At 74.2% G+C, this 15,990-nt stretch carries 11 protein-coding genes; 7 read left to right on the top strand and 4 right to left on the bottom strand.

Annotated elements, in window-relative coordinates:
- Window positions 1-31 precede the first annotated feature (31 nt).
- Window positions 32-1,177 (top strand): 4-hydroxyphenylpyruvate dioxygenase, encoded by a 1,146-nt coding sequence (gene hppD, locus NX801_RS26520; RefSeq protein ID WP_258790457.1) that lies wholly within the window; start codon window positions 32-34, stop codon window positions 1,175-1,177.
- Window positions 1,178-1,735: 558 nt separating this feature from the next.
- On the opposite strand, the gene NX801_RS26515 is transcribed toward hppD, so the two are convergent.
- Complete coding sequence (locus tag NX801_RS26515) at window positions 1,736-3,199, bottom strand: tetratricopeptide repeat protein (protein WP_258790515.1); 1,464 nt, start codon at window positions 3,197-3,199, stop codon at window positions 1,736-1,738.
- A gap of 718 nt (window positions 3,200-3,917) precedes the next feature.
- Between NX801_RS26515 and NX801_RS26510 the strand changes: the two genes are divergently transcribed.
- Window positions 3,918-5,294 carry an FAD-binding oxidoreductase gene (locus NX801_RS26510; RefSeq protein ID WP_258790456.1) on the top strand — a complete coding sequence of 459 codons (1,377 nt, stop codon included), beginning with the start codon at window positions 3,918-3,920 and terminating at the stop codon, window positions 5,292-5,294.
- A gap of 94 nt (window positions 5,295-5,388) precedes the next feature.
- On the opposite strand, the gene NX801_RS26505 is transcribed toward NX801_RS26510, so the two are convergent.
- On the bottom strand, window positions 5,389-5,868 hold the full coding sequence (locus tag NX801_RS26505; protein WP_258790455.1) for an SsgA family sporulation/cell division regulator: 480 nt from the start codon (window positions 5,866-5,868) through the stop codon (window positions 5,389-5,391).
- A 228-nt stretch (window positions 5,869-6,096) separates the two neighbouring features.
- On the opposite strand from NX801_RS26505, the gene NX801_RS26500 reads away from it, so the two are divergent.
- Window positions 6,097-7,878: an RDD family protein gene (locus NX801_RS26500; protein ID WP_258790454.1), complete on the top strand. Its 1,782-nt coding sequence runs from the start codon at window positions 6,097-6,099 to the stop codon at window positions 7,876-7,878.
- A 96-nt stretch (window positions 7,879-7,974) separates the two neighbouring features.
- Window positions 7,975-8,742 carry an RDD family protein gene (locus tag NX801_RS26495; RefSeq protein WP_258790453.1) on the top strand — a complete coding sequence of 256 codons (768 nt, stop codon included), beginning with the start codon at window positions 7,975-7,977 and terminating at the stop codon, window positions 8,740-8,742.
- 25 nt (window positions 8,743-8,767) lie between these two features.
- Here NX801_RS26495 and NX801_RS26490 read toward each other — a convergent pair whose 3' ends face one another.
- Entirely contained in the window at window positions 8,768-9,046 is a 279-nt protein-coding gene (locus tag NX801_RS26490) for a hypothetical protein (protein ID WP_258790452.1), read from the bottom strand.
- 711 nt (window positions 9,047-9,757) lie between these two features.
- Between NX801_RS26490 and NX801_RS26485 the strand changes: the two genes are divergently transcribed.
- The 3 genes from NX801_RS26485 (at window position 9,758) to NX801_RS26475 (ending at window position 15,239) form a co-directional block, all read left to right on the top strand.
- On the top strand, window positions 9,758-12,055 hold the full coding sequence (locus NX801_RS26485; RefSeq protein WP_258790511.1) for an immune inhibitor A: 2,298 nt from the start codon (window positions 9,758-9,760) through the stop codon (window positions 12,053-12,055).
- Between the two features lie 237 nt (window positions 12,056-12,292).
- A complete protein-coding gene (locus NX801_RS26480; RefSeq protein WP_258790451.1) occupies window positions 12,293-14,740 on the top strand; it encodes an immune inhibitor A in 2,448 nt (815 codons plus the stop codon).
- Between the two features lie 184 nt (window positions 14,741-14,924).
- Window positions 14,925-15,239, top strand: a complete 315-nt coding sequence (locus NX801_RS26475) for a hypothetical protein (RefSeq protein WP_258790450.1) — start codon at window positions 14,925-14,927, stop codon at window positions 15,237-15,239.
- Between the two features lie 109 nt (window positions 15,240-15,348).
- Here the strand turns inward: NX801_RS26475 and NX801_RS26470 are convergent, their stop codons facing one another.
- The gene (locus tag NX801_RS26470; protein ID WP_258790449.1) at window positions 15,349-15,936 is read right to left on the bottom strand and encodes an isochorismatase family protein; all 588 of its coding nucleotides are present in this window, start codon (window positions 15,934-15,936) and stop codon (window positions 15,349-15,351) included.
- Between the last annotated feature and the right edge of the window lie 54 nt (window positions 15,937-15,990).

The raw sequence follows: 15,990 nt of genomic DNA, 5'->3' as shown, positions 1-15,990 counted from the left end.
GCACCTTGTGGAACGGAGAGACCCTGCCGCCATGACTGAGACCATCTCCCAGACGCCCGGCACCGCCCGGCAGGCCGACCCGTTCCCGGTGAAGGGAATGGACGCGGTCGTGTTCGCCGTGGGCAACGCCAAGCAGGCCGCGCACTACTACTCGACCGCCTTCGGCATGAAGCTGGTGGCGTACTCCGGCCCCGAGAACGGCAGCCGCGAGACCGCCAGTTACGTCCTGACGAACGGCGGCGCCCGGTTCGTCCTGACCTCCGTCATCAAGGCGTCCACCGAGTGGGGCACCTTCCTCTCCGAGCATGTCGCGGCGCACGGCGACGGGGTGGTCGACCTCGCCATCGAGGTGCCGGACGCCCGCAAGGCGTACGCCTACGCCGTCGAGCAGGGCGCCACCGGGATCACCGAGCCGTACGAGGTGAAGGACGAGCACGGCACGGTCGTGCTGGCGGCCATCGCCACCTACGGCAAGACCCGGCACACCCTGGTCGACCGCTCCGGCTACGACGGCCCGTACCTGCCCGGCTTCGTCGCCGCCGACCCGATCGTGGAGCCGCCGGCCAAGCGCACCTTCCAGGCGATCGACCACTGCGTCGGCAATGTCGAGCTCGGCAGGATGAACGACTGGGTGGCCTTCTACAACAAGGTCATGGGCTTCACCAACATGAAGGAGTTCGTGGGCGACGACATCGCCACCGAGTACTCCGCGCTCATGTCGAAGGTCGTCGCGGACGGCACCCTCAAGGTGAAGTTCCCGATCAACGAGCCGGCGATCGCCAAGAAGAAGTCCCAGATCGACGAGTATCTGGAGTTCTACGGCGAGGCCGGCGTCCAGCACATCGCCCTGGCCACCAATGACATCGTGTCGACCGTACGCACGATGCGGGCGGCGGGCGTGCAGTTCCTGGACACCCCGGACTCCTACTACGACACCCTCGGCGAGTGGGCCGGGGAGACCCGGGTGCCGGTGGAGACCCTGCGCGAGCTGAAGATCCTGGTCGACCGGGACGAGGACGGCTACCTGCTCCAGATCTTCACCAAGCCGGTGCAGGACCGGCCGACCGTGTTCTTCGAGATGATCGAGCGGCACGGCTCCATGGGCTTCGGCAAGGGCAACTTCAAGGCGCTCTTCGAGGCCATCGAGCGCGAGCAGGAGAAGCGCGGCAACCTCTGATCGCGCTGCCGCCCGCTGCCCGCTGCCCGCTGTTGGTGCCGCCTGCCGCCGGCTATGGGTGCCGCCTGCCGGTGTCCGGTGCCGGGTGCCGCTGCCGGCCCGGCGCTCGGTCCCTCGTGGCGGACCGGCACTCCGGTTACGCGGCCGCCTCCGGCCGGTCGCCCCACCCGGCCGGTCACCCGCCCGGTCCCGGCCCGTCGCCCCGCCGGCCGGCGGGTGCCGGGCCCCGAACGGACGGGCCGGCGGCCCCGCGGACCCGAACCGCGAGGCCACCGGCCCGTCGTCACGCGGGTCCGTGCGTGTCCCGTCGGCGTGCCGGCCGTCCGGCAGGCCGCCCGGTCGTCGGCCGGCCGGCCTGCCGTACCCGGTCCGGCGCCCGGCCCCGTGACCGGGACGGTGTCCGGCGCCCGGGCCCGTGACCCGGGCGGTGTCCGGCGCCCGGCCCCGGTGGTGTGCCGGTACCGGCGCCCGTCGGAGACCGGGTCCCACCGGCCCGTGACGGTGACCGGCCCGGCTCCGTATCCGGGCCCCGGCCCGTACCCGGGCGGGGTGCCCGGGTCAGTTCCCGGTGGCGGGCTTCGCGGGCGGGTCCGCCGGGGGCTTGCCCGTCGGTGGCTTGCCCGCTGCCGGCGCCGTGGGTGCCGCCGTCGGGGGGCCGCCCTCCGAGGGCTCCCCGAGCGCCTCCAGCACCTCCCGCGCCTCCGGGGCCCACAGCGGGGAGAAGTCCGGGTGGATCCGCAGCGCCTCCGCCAGATGGCGCCGGGCCGGGCCCGCCTGGTCCAGCTCCCGTTCGATCATGCCCAGGTGGTACGGGAACCGGGCGCTCCGCTGCCCCTGGTCCACGGCCCGCCTGGCGAACGGCAGCGCCTCCTTGGCCGCGCCCGCCCGGTACAGCGCCCAGCCCAGCGCGTCCGCCGTCTCCGCCGTCCTCCGGCCCCCGTCCCAGGCGGCCCGCAGCGCGGTGACCGCCGTGTCGGGGTCGCCGTGGTCGGCCTCGTACCGGGCCAGCGTCAGCGTCTCGTCGGCGCCGTTCCGGGCGGCCGCGGCGGCCCGTTCGCGTACCGTCGCGTACCAGGCGTCGGCCTCCGCCCCCCGGTCCAGGGACGCGTACAACTCGCCCAGTTCCAGGGCGTACCGGGCCAGCGGCTGGGCCGCCAGCGCGGCCGAGTAGTCCCGGAGCGCCCCGGCCGTCCGGCCCAGCGCCACCAGCGCCCGGGCCCGGCCGGCCAGCGACGGCGGATGCCCCGGTACGGCCGCGAGGGCGGCGTCGTACCAGCCGACCGCCTCGGCCGGTTCGCCCCGTTCCCAGGCCATCTCCCCGAGCGCCTGGAGGCCCCCGGCCTTCTCGGCGGGCGTGCCGGCCGAAGCCACCGCCTCCCGGGCCCGCGCCAGGGCGTCCTCCCGCCAGCCCCGGGCCCAGTGCACCCGGGCGGTCAGCCCCAGCGCGGGGGCGCCCGGGCGGAGTTCCCGGAGCCGCTCGGCCGCGGTCCCGGCGGCCGGGAGCTCGCCGAGCCCGAGGTACGCCTCGATCAGCACCGGGTACACCGCCGCGTTCGCCGGCTCCCGCTTCCGGACCGTCTCGCCCCACCGCTTGGCGGTGGCGAAGTCCCCCCGGGCCCCGGCCAGCGCGCCCAGGCCGAGCTGGGCCGCCGTGTTGCCCCGGCCGGCCGGCCGGGCGGCCAGCGACCGGTCGAGCGCCCGCTGGGCCCGTGGATACGCGGCCGGGTCACCGCTGAGCAGCCCGCGCTGGACGTACGCGGAGCCCAGCACGGCCCAGGCGGCGGGTGCGGCCGCGTCGCGGGGGTGCGCTCTCAGCCAGGATTCGCGGTCGTCGATCAGCGCGGTGAGGTCGGTGAGCGCCGCCCGGGCCCCGGTGGCCGCCGCCGTCATCGCCCGGCCCGCCGGACCGGCCGCGGGCGGCGGCCCGCCGGACCGGTCCGGGCCCCCGGCCCCCGGTCCCAGCAACGGCAGCAGCAGCATCGCCGCCCCGGTGAGCACCGCCCCGGTCCCGCCGGCCACCATCGCCCGCCGGGGCCATGGGCCGTACGCCGTCCCGCCCGCGCCCCGCAGCCAGGCGCCATGTGTCGTCCCGCCCGCGCCCCGCGGCCACCCGCCCCTGGTGCCCCTGTTCCGGGCCGCCGCACCGGGGCCCGGACGCCACCACCGGCCCAGCCGGTCGCCCCGGGCCGGCCGACCGGACTGGATCCACCAGCCGCCGGAGGCCGTGCCCGCCGCCCGGCCCGGTACCGGCCGGCCCAGCCGCCGGCCGGCCGTCGCCCGCGCCGCGCGCCGCCGGACCCGGCGCCCGCCGTCCGCGCCGTCCGCGCCGCCCCTCGCCCGTACCGGTCCGGCCGGCCGTACCGGCTCCGGCGGCACCGTCCGATCTGCCCGCCCTGGCGGCCCCGCCGGCCCCACCGGCTCCGGCGGCAGTGCCGGTTCCGCCCGTGCCGGGTCCGCCGGTTGCGGCGCCCGTGCCGACTCCGCCGGTTCGGCTGCGTTAGCCGATTCGGCCGATTCCGCCGCCTGTGCCGGCTCCGCTGCCTGTGCCGGCTCCGCCGTCCGTACCGACTGCGGCGACCGCGCCGCTCGGCCCGCCCGGGCCGCGCGCCGCCGGGCCCGGGTGCCGCCGTTCTTCCCGCTCATGCGGCCTACTGTGCGTCAATACGACGAGCATCCCGGCGTTGGCCGACCGGGCGCCGGGCGGGTTCACACCGATGGCCCCCGGTGCGAGTCTGGAGACATGAACGATCTTCCCGATCTTCTCGAACGGCTGCGCGCGGGACTGCCGGCCGATGCCCTGCACACCGATCCGGACGTCACCGCCTCCTACGCCAACGACATGGCGAGCTTCTGCGCGTCCGGCGTCCCCGCCGTGGTGGCCCTGCCGAGCACCGTCGAACAGGTCCAGCACATCCTGCGCACCGCCACCGAGCTGCGCGTCCCGGTGGTCCCGCAGGGTGCCCGTACCGGTCTCTCCGGAGCGGCCAACGCCTCGGACGGCTGCATCGTGCTCTCCCTCACCAAGATGGACCGGATTCTGGAGATCAGCCCGGTCGACCGGATCGCGGTGGTCGAGCCCGGGGTGATCAACGCGACCCTCTCCCGTGCCGTCGCCGAGCACGGCCTCTCCTATCCGCCCGACCCGTCGAGCTGGGAGATGTGCACCATCGGCGGCAACATCGGCACCGCCTCCGGCGGGCTGTGCTGCGTCAAGTACGGCGTCACGGCCGAGTACGTGCTCGGGCTCGACGTGGTCCTCGCGGACGGCCGGCTGCTCACCACCGGGCGCCGCACCGCCAAGGGCGTCGCCGGGTACGACCTCACCCGGCTCTTCGTCGGCTCCGAGGGCAGCCTCGGCGTCATCGTCCGGGCCACCCTGGCGCTCCGGCCCCGGCCGCCCCGGCAGCTCGCGCTCGCCGCCGAGTTCCCCTCCGCGGCCGCCGCCTGCGAGGCGGTCTGCGCGATCATGGAGCAGGGGCACGCCCCCTCACTCCTCGAACTGATGGACCGCACGACGGTACGGGCCGTCAACCGGCTCGGCAGGATGGGGCTGCCCGACACCACCGAGGCCCTGCTGCTCGCCGCCTTCGACACCCCGGACCCGGCCGCCGACCTCGCCGCCGTCGGCAAGCTCTGCACCGCCGCCGGCGCCACCGGGGTGGTCCCGGCCGAGGACGAGGCCGAGTCCGAACTGCTGCTCCAGGCGCGGCGGATGTCGCTGACCGCGCTGGAGACGGTCGCCTCCGCCACGATGATCGACGACGTCTGCGTACCGCGCTCCCGGCTCGGTGCCATGCTGGAGGGCACGGCCGCCATCGCGGAGGAGTACGGCCTCACCATCGGCGTCTGCGCACACGCCGGGGACGGCAACACCCACCCCGTGGTCTGCTTCGACCACACCGACCCGGACCAGTCCCGGCGAGCCCGGGAGTCCTTCGACGCGATCATGGCCCTCGGCCTCGGACTGGGCGGCACCATCACCGGTGAACACGGGGTGGGCGTGCTCAAGAAGGAGTGGCTCGCCCGTGAACTCGGCCCGGTCGGCATCGAGATCCAGCGCGGGATCAAGCACGCCTTCGACCCGCTGGGCCTTCTCAACCCGGGCAAGCTGTTCTGACTCTCCGGCTCTCCGGCTCTCCGGCCCCCGCCGTCCCGCCGTCCCGGTGGCCCAGGGCGGTCGCGGGCGGTCGCGGACGAGCCGGGCCGGAGGGTCACACGGACGTGATGCCGCCCTCGTCGTCCCGGGGCCGGGGCCGGGGCCGGGGGCCGGTGCCGTCGGTGCAGGCGGTGATTCTCGCCAACTCCTCGTCCAGGCCCAGCAGCTCCGACTCGGTGCCCGGCGCCACCGTCACCAGGGTCCGCTCCAGCCAGGCGGACAGCTGCGGCGCGGGCGCGGCCAGCACCGCGTCCCCCTCCGGCGAACGGAGTTCCAGGAGGACCGCCGCCCGTCCGTCCACCCGTTCGGGCCGGACCCGTACGTCCCCCTCGCCGGCCGGCCGGAACACGCCGTCGACCAGCAGCTCACGGGCGAAGGTCCAGTGCACCGGCTGGGCGGAGCCGATGTGGAAGGTGACGTGCACGGCGTACGGATCGGTGGTCCGGTAGGCCAGCAGGGCGGCGACCGGGACGCTGAAGTCCGGCGACAGCAGGAGCCTCAGCTCCAGTTCTCGTTCCACCACGGTGTGCTCCACGGTCCATTCCCCTTTCTGCGCACGGACCCTGGCGTGAGCCCGTACCGGTGGAGAGCCGCTCGCCGCCGCATCCTTACGCGACTTCCGGCCATTACTTTCTGTTCCGTAGCGTGATCGAGTTGTGACCGGATGGTGGTCGAAGCGGTCGGACCGGCCCCCGGCGGGGTGGCCGTCTGATAGATGTGGTGCCTTGAATCGAGGCTTCCTAGGAGATGCGGGACCACGGTGATGAGCGCCCCCACCCCGGCGGCCGACGGCGGCAGCCCCACGCCCGGCTACTATCCGGACCCGTCCATTCCCGGCTACATCCGGTACTGGAACGGCGCGGCCTGGGTGCCCGGCACGAGCCGTCCCGCGCCCCGGGACGGCGAGGCCCCGCCGGCCGCCCCGGTGGCGGCGTCCGGGCCGGCCCCGGCTCCCGCGCCCGCCGTCGAGGAGACCGGGCCGGTCTTCTTCGACGAGGAGCCCCAGCCGGCCGAGCCGGAGCCCGAGCCCGCCTCGGTCTGGCAGGCCGACGCCTCCCGGCAGACCGGCTTCGGCGGCGACCGGGACCGGCTGGTCTCCTGGGGCAACGACCCCTACGGGCCCGGGCCCGGGCCCGGCGCCCCGGTCGAGCCGTACCCCGGCCCCACCGCCGCCCCCGAGCCGTACGCGCCCGTTCCGGCGGCCGAGCCGTACGCGCCCGAGCCGTACGCGACCGGCGCCCCGGCCGGCCCGTACGCCGGGCCCGGTGCCGCCGCGCCCGAGTCCTACGCCGCTCCCGCTCCCGCCGCCGCGCCGGAGCCGTACGCCGCCCCGGCCGCCGTACCCGGGCCGTATCCGGTGCCCGCCTCCGGGCCCGTGCCCGCCACCGCGCCCGAGCCGTACGCCGGGCCCGCGCCCCTGCCCGCCGACCCGACCGGGGGCGCCCTGCCGGGCGTACGGCGGGTGGAGCCGGAACCGGCGCCGGTATCGCCGCCGGGACCGGGGCCGGGGGAGCGGTCGGGGCCGGCCGTCGTCCGGGACGGCACCACCACGCTGCGGGTCCGGCACACCGGGCCCGCCGCCGGGGTGGCCGGGCCCGGGGCCGAGCCCGCCGCCGACCGCCTCGGCGCCGTGCCCACGCCCGCCGGGGAGCGAGCCCCGGAGCCGGTGCCGGTTGCCCGGCCCGCCGCACCGGCCCCGTTGCCGCCCGAGCCCGCGCGGGGCGCCGCCCCGGCCGTTGCCGCGCCCGCCGCTGCTCCCGCGCCCGCCGCCGTGCCCGCACCGGCGCCTGCCGCCGTACCCGCGCCTGCCGCCGTGCCCGCGCCTGCCGTCCCGTCCGGGCAGCCGGGTGCGCCGGCCGGGCCGGTGACCCAGGGGCCCGGTGGTGGCGCCGCCTCCTGGGCCCAGCAGGTCCACCAGTTGGCTCAGCCGGAACCGGCCGCCCAGCCCGGAGCGGCACCGGCCGCCCCCGGGCCCGAGCTCGGGGCCCAGCTCCAGCAGCCGGTGCTGCCGTGGAAGCCGCCGGTGGAGGACCCGTTCCTGCGCGCCGCCCGGGCCCAGGCCGCCGCCCGCCCGGCCGCGCTCGGCAGACGGCTGCTGGCCCGGCTGATCGACACCCTGGTCCTCGGGGCGGCCGTCGGTGCCGTGGCCGTCCCCGCCGTCCTCAAGGCGCTCGACCACATCGACGACAAGATCGAGCAGGCCAGACAGTCCGGGGAGACGGTCACCGTCTGGCTGGTGGACGGCACCACCGCGACCTGCTTCGGTCTCGTCCTCGCCGCCCTGCTGGTGCTCGGGACGCTGTACGAGGCGCTGCCGACCGCCAAGTGGGGCCGCACGCTCGGCAAGAAGCTGTGCGGCATCGAGGTCCGGGACATCGAGTCCCACGAGCCGCCGTCGTTCGGGGCCGCGCTCCGCCGCTGGCTGGTCCACTCACTGCTGGGGGTGCTGGTGATCGGCGTGGTCAATGTGGCCTGGTGCCTCTTCGACCGCCCCTGGCGCCAGTGCCTCCACGACAAGGCCGCGCACACCTTCGTGGCGGGCTGACCCGGTACCCCGGGAGCGGACGGCCGCCGGTCACCCACTACGCCGAACGGCGTGCGTGCCCTTGCGGGGCATCCCGGCGCGCGGTGCACTGCCCCCATGAGCAATGTGCCGCCCGCGCCCGGTCAGCAGCCGCCCGACGACGACCCGTTCCGCAAGCCGCCCCGCGGGGAACCGCCGGCGGGACCGCCCCCCGGCGAACCCCCGGGCGGCGGCGACCCGTACGGCTCCGGCGGCGACCCGTACGGCTCCGCCGGCGCGGGCGGGGGAGGCCCGTACGGTCCCGGGGGCGGCGGTGGTCCCTACGGTCCGGGCGGCGGGGGCGGCGGCTCTTACGGCCCGGGCCCCGGCGGGCCCTACGGCGGCGGCCCCGGGGGGTTCGGCGGGGACCCGCTCGCCGGGATGCCGCCGCTGGCCGACACCGGCAGACGGGTGCTGGCCCGGCTGATCGACTGGTTCATCATCTTCGTACCGCTCGCCCTGATCGCCATTCCGTTCGACGTGTGGAGCAATGTCTCCGACGACGCCGACGACATCTGGCGGACCAACACCAACAGCGGCCAGTGGATCGTGCAGCTCATCTCGATCGTGGCGTACATCGGGTACGACACCCTGATGACCCGTAAGAACGGTCAGACCCTCGGCAAGCGGCTGATGGGGATGCGGGTCGCGATGCTCAACGACGGCAGCGTGCCGCCCACCAACGCCGCGCTCGCCCGGGCCATCGTGCTGTGGCTGCCCGCGCTGATCTGCTGCGCCTGCTTCTGGCCGCTGTTCCTGCTGATCCTGATGCTGTTCGACCGGCCCTACAAGCAGGGGCTGCACGACAAGGCGGCCAAGACCGTCGTGGTCAGCGCCCCGAGGTGACCGGCCCCGGCGGTGGTGGTCCGGCTCAGGAGCGCAGCGAGTGGGTCCGGCCGTGTGTCCGGCTCTCGACGCGCGGCCCCGGCACCCGCTCGGCCGCCCGGGCTCCGGGCTCCGCCGGGAGCCGCCGGTCCCGCCGGGCGCCGGGCACGCTCAGCGCGACCAGGGTCCCGAGCGCCAGGGCGGCCCCGCCGATGAGCGCCACCCCGGCGACGGCCGAGGTACCGGAGAGCAACAGCAGGGCGACGGTCGAGAGGACGACGGTGGCGGAACCGTAGACGAGCTGTGCGGCGGTCGGACGCGGCATGGCGGGGAATCCGTCCTCGAAGCTTCGGGTGGGTGGTCTCTGGCGGATCGGTCGCACGGGTCGTCGCAGGGGCCGTAACTCCGCGCGCGAGCCGCGCCGTTGACGGCTCCGCGCCGGCCACGCCGGGCCTGTGCGACGTCATGACGGCACGGCGTCGCCGCATCGCGACGGCACGGCATCACGACTCCACGACTCTATGACCGTGGATGCCCGAGCGGAACCGGCGGTAAGCGTGACCTGACCCCCAGTGCCGGTGCACGGGGGGCGCATGGAATCACGGCCTATGCCAGGGGCCTGGAACGGAACCCCGGGCGGTCCGTCCGCCCAGCTGACCGAGGGGAGCGGCAAGGTGATGTGGCACAGGCGCGCGGGGACGGGGCGGTGAGGGGCATCCGGCGCGCGGTCGCCGCCACCGCCCTGCTGCTGGCCGCGACGGCCGCCGCCCTCCCGCCTCCGGCCGTCCCGGCCGTCCCCCCGGCGGCCCCGGAATCCAGTACGCCGGGAGCACCCGCGCCGTCAAGCCCCGCGGGCCCCCGGAACCGTGAAACCGCTGAACGTGCTGCACCCCCTGCACCCCCTGAAAGCACTGCACCCCCTGAAAGCACTGAAAGCGCTGAAAGTGCCGGCTCCCACGGCGAGCGCGCCCGCCGGGACGCCCATGTCGTCGACGGTCCCTACGCCCGGCGGCAGGAGCTCCGGCGCCGGGCCGCCCTGGACCGGGTGCTCACCGGCCGGGCGGGCCTTGAGCGGCGCGGCGGCTCGGGGGTCGTACGGCTCGGGGACGGCAAGTACGCCGAACTGGCCCGGGAGCGCACCGACCGGATCTTCACCGTCCTGGTGGAGTTCGGGGACCGGGTGGACACCACCACCCTCCACGACCCGGACGGTCCGGCGGGCCCTGCGGAGCCGGTGGTCAAGTACGGCGGCGCACCGGGCCCGCGCCACAACCAACTGCCGCGCCCGGACCGGGAGCACGACAACTCCACGTCCTGGCAGCCGGATTACGGCCCGGAGCACTACCGGCGGCTGTACTTCGGCGAGGGCGCCGGAACCACCGGGACGCCGCTCTCCACGAACTCCGCGAACCCCACGGCCTCCACGAACTTCACGCCCTCCCTGAAGACGTACTACGAGACGGCTTCCTCGGGCCGCTACTCGGTGTCGGGAGAGGTCTCGGAGTGGGTGAAGGTCGAGTACAACGAGGCCCGTTACGGCTCCGACTACTGCGGGAGCAACAACTGCCCCAATGTCGAGGACCTGGTCCGGGACGCCGTGGCCGCCTGGGTGGCGCAGCGGAAGGCGGCGGGCCGCACGGACGAGCAAATCGCCGCCGAGGTGAGGCAGTTCGATGTCTGGGACCGCAACGACCACGACAATGACGGCGACTTCGAGGAGCCGGACGGTTACATCGACCACTTCCAGCTGGTGCACGCGGGCGAGGACGGCTCGGCCGGCGGCGGCGCCCAGGGCTCCGACGCGCTCTGGGCGCACCGGGGTTACGCGTACGGCCGGGACGACGGCGACACCGGTCCGCCGGGGTTCCGGGCCGGCGGCACCCAGATCGGGGAGACCGGTGTCTGGGTGGGCGACTACACCATGCAGCCGGAGAACGGCGGGCTCGGTGTCTTCGCCCATGAGTACGCCCATGACCTGGGGCTGCCCGATCTGTACGACACCAGCAATGTGCCGGGCGTGGAGAACTCGGTCGGCTTCTGGTCGCTGATGTCGGCCGGTTCCTGGCTGGGCACCGGCAAGGACGCGATCGGGGATCTGCCGGGCGCCATGACCGCCTGGGACCGGCTCCAACTCGGCTGGCTGGGCTACGAGAAGGCCAAGGCGGCCACCCCGTCCCGGCATGTCCTGGGAGCCTCGGCCGGGCGCACCGGACTGCCGCAGGGGCTGGTGGTGGAGCTGCCGGAGCGGACGGTGACCACTCCGGTGGTCCCGCCCGCCGAAGGGGCCCGGCAGTGGTGGAGCGACTACGGCGACAATCTGTCCACCACGCTCACCCGCACCGTGGACCTCACCGGCCGGCGGACGGCCGCGCTGGAGCTGGCCGCCTGGTGGGACATCGAGAAGGACTACGACTATCTGTACACCCAGGTCTCCACGGACGGCGGGGCCAGCTGGCACAGCCTGGACGGCACCGCCGACGGGGCCCCGATCCCCCGGGACGGCGGTGGCCGGCCGGCGCTGACCGGGAGCTCGGAGACGTACCGCCGACTGGTCTTCCCCCTGGACGCCTTCGCGGGGCGGGAGATCGGGCTGCGCTTCCGCTACCGGACCGACGGCGGGGTCTCCGGCAAGGGCTTCACCGCGGACGCCGTCACCGTACGGGCGGACGGCACCGCGCTGTTCACCGACGGCGCCGAGGACGGACCCGGGAGCGAGTCGGCGGACGGAGCCGGGACCAGGCCGGCGGACGGGGCCGGGGGCGGTGGCTGGGCGGCGCGCGGGTTCACCCGGATCGGGGCCTCGGTGACCGGGCGCTTCCCGCAGTACTACCTGGCGGAGAACCGGCAGTACACCGGGTACGACCGGACCCTGGAGACGGGCCCGTACACCTTCGGCTTCCCCGCCCCGCACGAGAACTGGGCCGAGCACTACGCCTACCGGCCCGGGCTGCTGATCTGGCAGTGGGACACCTCGCAGCGGAACAACAATGTCACCGAGCACCCCGGCCAGGGGCTGCTGCTGCCGGTGGACGCCCACCCCCGGCCGCCGCGCTGGGCGGACGGGGCGCTGATGTCCAACAAGATCGCCCCGTACGACGCGGCCTTCGGCCTGCTCCCGGTGCCGGCCCTCACCCTGCACAAGGACGGCCTGCCGACCCGGCTGCCCCCGCGACCGGGCAATCCGGTCTTCGACGACCGTACCGGCGTCCACTGGTACGCGGAGAACAAGTACGCCGGAGTGCGGACCGCCGACACCCACACCCGTATCGCCGTGGTCGGGCAGTCGCCCGGCGGCGCCGCCCTCACCGTGGAGGTGGGCCCGTCCGCCCGCTGATCGGCCCGGGGCCGGTCAGCCGGGGGCGGGAAGCGATGGCGGGCCGTCCACCGGCGCTCTTGACTCGTCCGTTATACGGAACGCCTGTTCGTATAGGGCAGCTGACCTGTTCAAGTCAAGGTCTGTCTTTTTGCCGTGAACTCCGGTCGAATGTCGTCACTTGTGGCGCGACACCGCACGCGGATAACACTTCGACCCCCCATCCGCGGTTCGCGGGCGCGGGGAGGACAAGATCAAGTGAACAGCAGACGACGGGCGTTCAGGGCGTCCGCGGTGCTCGTGGCCCTGGCCGCGACCGCGGCCACCGCCTCGGCCCTCACCACCGCACAGGCCGACAACCACGGTCAGGCCGGCCCGGCCGCCATCGAGCGCCACGACCCGGCGCCCGGCGGGGACCACGGCCACGACCACGCCGCCGGTGTCGACCACGACCTCGACGGACCGTTCAGCAAGCAGCAGGAGCAGCAGCGCAAGGCCGCGCTGGAGCAGGTCCTGACCGGCGACCGGAAGGTGGAGCGCAGGGGTGCCTCCCAGGTCGTCAAGCTGGACGACAAGAAGTACGTCGAGCTCGGCCGGGAGAAGACCGACAAGATCTTCACCATCCTGGTCGAGTTCGGTGACAAGGTGGACAACACCACCCTGGTCGACCGCGCCGACGACGGCGACGACCACACGCCGAAGCCCAAGTACGGCGGCGTGCCCGGCCCGCTGCACAACCGGATAGCCCAGCCCGACCGTGCGAACGACAACTCCACGGCCTGGCAGAAGGACTACAACCAGCAGCACTTCCAGGACCTGTACTTCGGCACCGGCAAGGACAAGAAGACCGGGCAGCAGAAGCACTCCCTGAAGACCTACTACGAGAAGACCTCCTCCGGCCGCTACTCGGTCGACGGCACGGTCTCCGACTGGGTGAAGGTCGACTACAACGAGGCCCGCTACGGCTCCAACTGGTGCGGCCAGACCAACTGCTCCAACGTCTGGGACGCGGTCCGCGACGGCGTCACCGCCTGGGCCGCCGACCAGAAGGCCAAGGGCCAGACCGACGCGCAGATCAAGGCGCAGCTGGCCCAGTACGACCAGTGGGACCGCTACGACTTCGACAACGACGGCAACTTCAACGAGCCCGACGGCTACATCGACCACTTCCAGCTCGTCCACGCGGGCGAGGACGAGTCGGCCGGCGGCGGCGCCGAGGGCACCGACGCGCTGTGGGCGCACCGCTGGTACGCGTACGGCACCGACGCGGGCAAGAGCGGTCCGGCGAACAACAAGGCCGGCGGCACCCAGATCGGCAGCACCGGCATCTGGGTCGGTGACTACACCATGCAGCCGGAGAACGGCGGCCTCGGGGTCTTCGCCCACGAGTACGGCCACGACCTGGGCCTCCCTGACCTGTACGACACCTCCGGCCGCCCCGGCGCGGAGAACTCGGTCGGCTTCTGGTCGCTGATGTCGGCCGGTTCCTGGCTGGGCACCGGCAAGGACGCGATCGGCGATCTGCCGGGCGACATGACCGCCTGGGACAAGCTCCAGCTCGGCTGGCTCAACTACGAGCGGGCCAAGGCGGCGACCAAGTCGAAGCACACCCTGGGCGTCTCGGAGTACAACACCAAGAAGCCCCAGGCGCTCGTCGTCGAGCTGCCGAAGAAGAAGGTCACCACCTCGGTCGTGAAGCCCGCACAGGGCACCACGCAGTGGTGGAGCGGCATGGGCGACGACCTCAAGAACACCCTGACCCGCTCCGTCGACCTCACCGGCAAGTCCAAGGCCGAGCTGACGCTCGACGCCTGGTGGGACATCGAGGCCGACTACGACTTCCTCTACACCGAGGTGTCCACCGACGGCGGCAAGCAGTGGACCGCCCTGCCCGGCACCGCCAACGGCAAGGCCATCCCGGTCGACGCCAGCGGCGCCCCGTCGCTGACCGGCGCCTCCGGCTCGTACCAGAAGCTGGTCTTCCCGCTCGACGCCTACGCCGGCAAGAAGGTCGACCTCCGCTTCCGCTACCAGACCGACGGCGGCGCGGGCGGCAAGGGCTTCACCGCCGACAGCATCAAGCTGACCGCCGACGGCACCACCGTCTTCGCGGACGACGCCGAGAAGGCGGACGCCGCCTGGGCGACGAAGGGCTTCTCCCGCATCGGTGAGTCCTTCACCAACGAGTACGAGCAGTACTACCTGGCCGAGAACCGCCAGTACGTCAGCTACGACGCCACCCTCCGGGTCGGCCCGTACAACTTCGGCTTCAACGCGCCGAAGGACAGCTGGGTGGAGCACTACCCGTACCAGACCGGTCTGCTGGTCTGGCAGTGGGACACCTCCCAGAAGGACAACAACACCGCCGTCCACCCGGGCCAGGGCCTGATCCTCCCGGTCGACGCCCACCCGGACCCGCTGAAGTGGAAGGACGGCACCCTGCTCCGCAACAAGATCCAGCCGTTCGACGCCCCGTTCAGCACCTTCCGGACGGACAGCTTCACCCTGCACAAGGCGGACGTCCCGCTGCGCCTGAAGTCGCTGGCCGGCAACCCGGTCTTCGACGACCACAAGGGCGTCTACTGGACCGCCGACAACCCGCAGGGCAGCGTGAAGACTACTGACACCAACACCCGGATCGCGATCGTCAAGCAGCCGAAGAACGGCCAGACGATCACCCTCCAGGTCGGACCGTCCACCAAGTAAGCGCCATCCTCGCAGGTCACAGCATGATCGGCCGTCGCCCTCTAGCGGGCGGCGGCCGATCGTGTTTAGGTGCGTGGTGCGTACCCGTTATTGACATCGACACCGACATCAGTGACGTCACCGACAGCGCCGACGTCACCGACAGCACCGACATCGGTGTCATCGCAAAGGGGAGGGATGCCGCATGCCCGGCGGAGGGTTCTGCAAGCTGCCCGGTGGCAGCGTGGTCGTCGCGCTCAGCCTCCCGAGCCCGCTCGGCGACGGCGCGACGCTCCGGGTCCTGGTGCACGCCGCCAACCGCGCCCGCGCCCTGACCCGGGTACGGAACCAGGGGCTGCGCGCCGTCTATCTGCGCGGCAACACCCACCCGCCGACCCCGGACGAGATCACCGCCGTACTGCACCACCCGGACGGGCTGCTCTGGCGGACCCTCCCGGAGTCGGCCGCCGAGCTGTGGCAGCCCATGCGCGCCCTGCTCCGGCCGACCGCCGGCTCCTAGACCGCCGGGGGCCGGAGGCCGCGGGCTCGGGGCCCCGGGGCCGCGGCCTCGCGGGCGTCCGCCGACCTCCTCGCGGGCGCCTCCCGGGGCCCCGGAGCACCGGCTCGCCTCAGAGCACCGGCTTACCGGTGAGCTGGACCCCGGCCTCCCGCAGCTCCTCCAGCGCCCGCTCGGTGGTCTGCTCCGCGACCCCCGCCGTGAGGTCCAGCAGCACCTGGGTGGCGAAGCCCGCCCGGGCGGCGTCCAGCGCCGTGGCCCGGACGCAGTGGTCGGTGGCGATCCCCACCACGTCCACCTCGGTGACCCCGCGCCGGCGCAGCCAGTCGGCCAGCGCCACGTCGTTCTCGTCGGTGCCCTCGAAGCCGCTGTACGCCGCCGAGTACTCGCCCTTGTCGAAGACCGCCTCGACGGCTCCCGAGGCGACCGCCGGGGCGAAGTTCGGGTGGAAGCCGACGCCCTCGGTGCCGGCCACGCAGTGCACCGGCCAGGAGTCGACGAAGTCGGGCTCCGCGGAGAAGTGGTCGCCCGGGTCGATGTGGTGGTCCCGGGTCGCCACGACGTGCTGGTAGGCGGCCCCGGTGGCGGCGCCGACCAGGTCCGTGATGGCGGCGGCGACATCGGCGCCCCCCGCCACCGCGAGGCTGCCGCCCTCGCAGAAGTCGTTCTGGACGTCCACGACGATCAGTGCGCGGTGCATGACGGTCATCCTTCGGTGGGGAGCGGCGGAGGAGCGAAGAGCGGAGATGGGGAG

Origin of the sequence: Streptomyces pyxinae, from assembly GCF_024756275.1 — a bacterium.
Lineage (GTDB): Bacteria > Actinomycetota > Actinomycetes > Streptomycetales > Streptomycetaceae > Streptomyces > Streptomyces pyxinae.
This window is presented reverse-complemented; position numbering and strand designations above follow the sequence as displayed.

Excerpts from the sequence above, each read along its gene's own strand:
- hppD (WP_258790457.1), top strand. The coding sequence starts at position 32 with ATGACTGAGACCATCTCCCAGACGCCCGGCACCGCCCGGCAGGCCGAC.
- NX801_RS26515 (WP_258790515.1), bottom strand. The coding sequence starts at position 3,199 with ATGGTGGCCGGCGGGACCGGGGCGGTGCTCACCGGGGCGGCGATGCTG.
- NX801_RS26510 (WP_258790456.1), top strand. The coding sequence starts at position 3,918 with ATGAACGATCTTCCCGATCTTCTCGAACGGCTGCGCGCGGGACTGCCG.
- NX801_RS26500 (WP_258790454.1), top strand. The coding sequence starts at position 6,097 with ATGAGCGCCCCCACCCCGGCGGCCGACGGCGGCAGCCCCACGCCCGGC.
- NX801_RS26495 (WP_258790453.1), top strand. The coding sequence starts at position 7,975 with ATGAGCAATGTGCCGCCCGCGCCCGGTCAGCAGCCGCCCGACGACGAC.
- NX801_RS26490 (WP_258790452.1), bottom strand. The coding sequence starts at position 9,046 with ATGCCGCGTCCGACCGCCGCACAGCTCGTCTACGGTTCCGCCACCGTC.
- NX801_RS26475 (WP_258790450.1), top strand. The coding sequence starts at position 14,925 with ATGCCCGGCGGAGGGTTCTGCAAGCTGCCCGGTGGCAGCGTGGTCGTC.
- NX801_RS26470 (WP_258790449.1), bottom strand. The coding sequence starts at position 15,936 with ATGCACCGCGCACTGATCGTCGTGGACGTCCAGAACGACTTCTGCGAG.